Annotated in this window: 2 protein-coding genes; both read left to right on the top strand. The window is 68.5% G+C overall.

The window, feature by feature from the left end:
* The first annotated feature begins 612 nt into the window (after positions 1–612).
* Positions 613–1536 carry a hypothetical protein gene (locus ACGFK0_RS37580; RefSeq protein WP_392913535.1) on the top strand — a complete coding sequence of 308 codons (924 nt, stop codon included), beginning with the start codon at positions 613–615 and terminating at the stop codon, positions 1534–1536.
* On the top strand, positions 1533–2228 hold the full coding sequence (locus ACGFK0_RS37575; protein ID WP_392913533.1) for a hypothetical protein: 696 nt from the start codon (positions 1533–1535) through the stop codon (positions 2226–2228). Before ACGFK0_RS37580 ends, ACGFK0_RS37575 begins: the two co-directional genes overlap by 4 nt.
* The last annotated feature ends 317 nt before the right edge of the window (positions 2229–2545 follow it).

Here is a 2545-nt window from a genome sequence, read left to right as displayed (position 1 = left end):
AGCCTGCCAGCCCTGGAAACCAGCGCCGCACAGCGCTGACCAGCGGCGACTCGCCGGCGATCACAGCCGTGTGTCTACGAACTGCGGAACGCGGGCTGCAGCATCTGCGGCGAGGAGAGGCCCTGCGGCACCTCCCGCGCCACGGGCCGCCCGTGGTGCCCGGACTGTCAGCGCTGTTCGGCACAGTGCTCGGCCTGCGGAGACGTCGCGGCAATCATCTCCGGCACTCTCACCGAGCCTCTTTGCGCCTACTGCACCGCAGCTGAGGTCTGGCACACCTGTCCCACCTGCACCGACCCCGATTACCCCTACCCCGGTCAGTGCGTTCGATGCCTCATCAACCGGCGCCTCGACGAGCTGCTGGGCCCACCGTCCGATGCTCTCCACCCCGGGCTCGAAGCACTCCGGCGCAACATCGCCACCACCGAGCACCCCATCACCGCCAGGCGGTGGCTGAACAAGCCGTCCGTCTCCCCGGTCCTGTCCGACCTCGCGGCTGGCCGCCGGGCCCTGACCCACGAGGCCATCGACGAACTGCCCGACAACCCGCCCCTCGCCCACCTCCGCCGGGTCCTCGTCGGTGTCGGTGCCCTGCCCGAACGCGATGAATACATGGTCCGCCTCGACCGCTTCCTCACCAACCTCCTCACATCCCAGAAGGACCCCGAACAACGCAAACTCCTGCACCGCTACACGATCTGGCACCTGGTCCGGCGACTACGCCGACGCAGCAACGGCCGCCCCCTCACCCCGCAGCAGTTCATGTCCGCACGCCAATGCGCCCGCGCCGCCGTCGCCTTCCTGAACTGGCTGACGGCCCACGACCTCACCCTGGAGATCTGTCGGCAGGCCGACCTCGACCAGTGGCTCACCGACGACTCTGCCACCTACCGTCACACGGCCGGACACTTCATCCGCTGGGCCCGCGCCAACAAGCTCACCACCATCCACGCCCCCGCCATCCGCTGGATCGGCCCCACTCAGCCGCTCGATGACGAGCGTCGCTGGAACGTGGCTCGCCGGCTCTTGCACGACGACACTTTGAAACCCGAAGATCGCCTCGCCGGGCTGCTTCTCCTCCTCTACGCCCAAGGACCCTCGGCGATCCACCGGTTGACCGTCGAGGACGTCCACGTCAGCGCCCAGGAAGTCCGACTCCACCTCGGCGATGCCCCCGTCCAGTTGCCCCAGCCAGTGGCGGAACTGGCCCGCACGGTCGCCGCCAACCGCAAGGGCCACGCGACCATCGGTGCCCTGGCCCCGTCGTCATGGCTCTTCCCCGGTGGTCAGCCCGGACGGCCGATCAGCACCGCCCAACTGACCCAACGTCTGAATCAGCTCGGCATCCGACCCAATCAGGCCCGCAGCACCGCGCTCTTCCAGCTCGCCACCGAGATCCCCGCCGCGATCCTGGCCCGCACCCTCGGCATCCACACCGACGTCGCCGTCGCCTGGCAACGTCTCTCCGCAGGCGACTGGACCACCTACGCCGTCGAAGTCAGCCGTCGCACCTCACCGCGGGAGGAGACCAGATGACCAGCCACGACTCCCTGGCGAGCAACGGAGTCTGGGATCCCTTCGGCACATTGCACCGAGCATTGTGGATCGGCGGCGGCCAGTGGGCCGGCAAGTCGACCGTGGCCCGGCTGCTGGCCGTCCAATGCGGCGTCACCGTCTATCACTACGACTACCACGACGCCCGCGGTCACAACGATCGCCGGATCGCTCGTCGCGCCGGCCTCGGCGAGCCCGCCACTGAGCCCGACTTGGACAAGATGTGGGTCCACACCACCCCGGAGGAAATGGCCACCGAAACTCTCGCCGAGTTCCCCCACCGGTTCGAATGGGCTCTGGACGACCTACGCGCGCTCGTCTCCGGCCACCCGATCATCGCCGAAGGTTGGGGACTCCGCCCCGAACTCGTCGCACCCATCATCGACTCACCGCGCCGGATGGTCGTCATGGTGCCCACGTCGGAGTTCCGCCAACACCAGCTTCTTGAACTTCCCCGGGCCGCCTCGCTCGGGCACCGCGTCAGCGATCCGGCCCGAGCACAGGCCAACCGCCTCGCCCGAGACCGCCTCGTCGCCGAGGACGCCGTCCACACCGCCCACCAGCTCGGCATCCGGGTGATCGAAGTCGGCGGCTCCCGCGACGCCGCCGCGATCGCGGACATTGTCGCCAACCACTTCAGCCCCTACCTCCGGCGACAACACCACGAAGCTTGATCATCACAGGCATTCAGACAGTTCTGATATCCGACGTCACCATTATGGGTCCGCGAGGACGAGGCGCTGCGGGCCGCGGCCAACTGGAAGTCCTACGCCTCGTCCTGGCAGGTGCCCGATGGCCGGTGAACGCCGCCGTCTGCGTCTGCCCGGCCAGCAGGACCCGATCTGGCGGCTGTGGTCGCAGTTGCCCGAGCCCTGGCGGGGTCCGGTCATCGGTGACGTTCACGTCCACGGGAGTGGTGTATGGGGCGGGTGTGACCTGTGACCGGTTCGTGTCGTGATGGGCGAGTCCCCGTGACATGAGGACGGCCACC

It is taken from the genome of Spirillospora sp. NPDC048823 (assembly GCF_043198445.1).
Lineage (GTDB): Bacteria > Actinomycetota > Actinomycetes > Streptosporangiales > Streptosporangiaceae > Spirillospora.
The sequence above is the reverse complement of the archived record's forward strand: the minus strand, read 5'-3'. Positions and strand labels throughout refer to the sequence as shown.

Bases quoted from the DNA above. Each gene is read 5' to 3' on its own strand.
- ACGFK0_RS37575 (WP_392913533.1), top strand. From the start codon at position 1,533: ATGACCAGCCACGACTCCCTGGCGAGCAACGGAGTCTGGGATCCCTTC.
- ACGFK0_RS37580 (WP_392913535.1), top strand. From the start codon at position 613: ATGGTCCGCCTCGACCGCTTCCTCACCAACCTCCTCACATCCCAGAAG.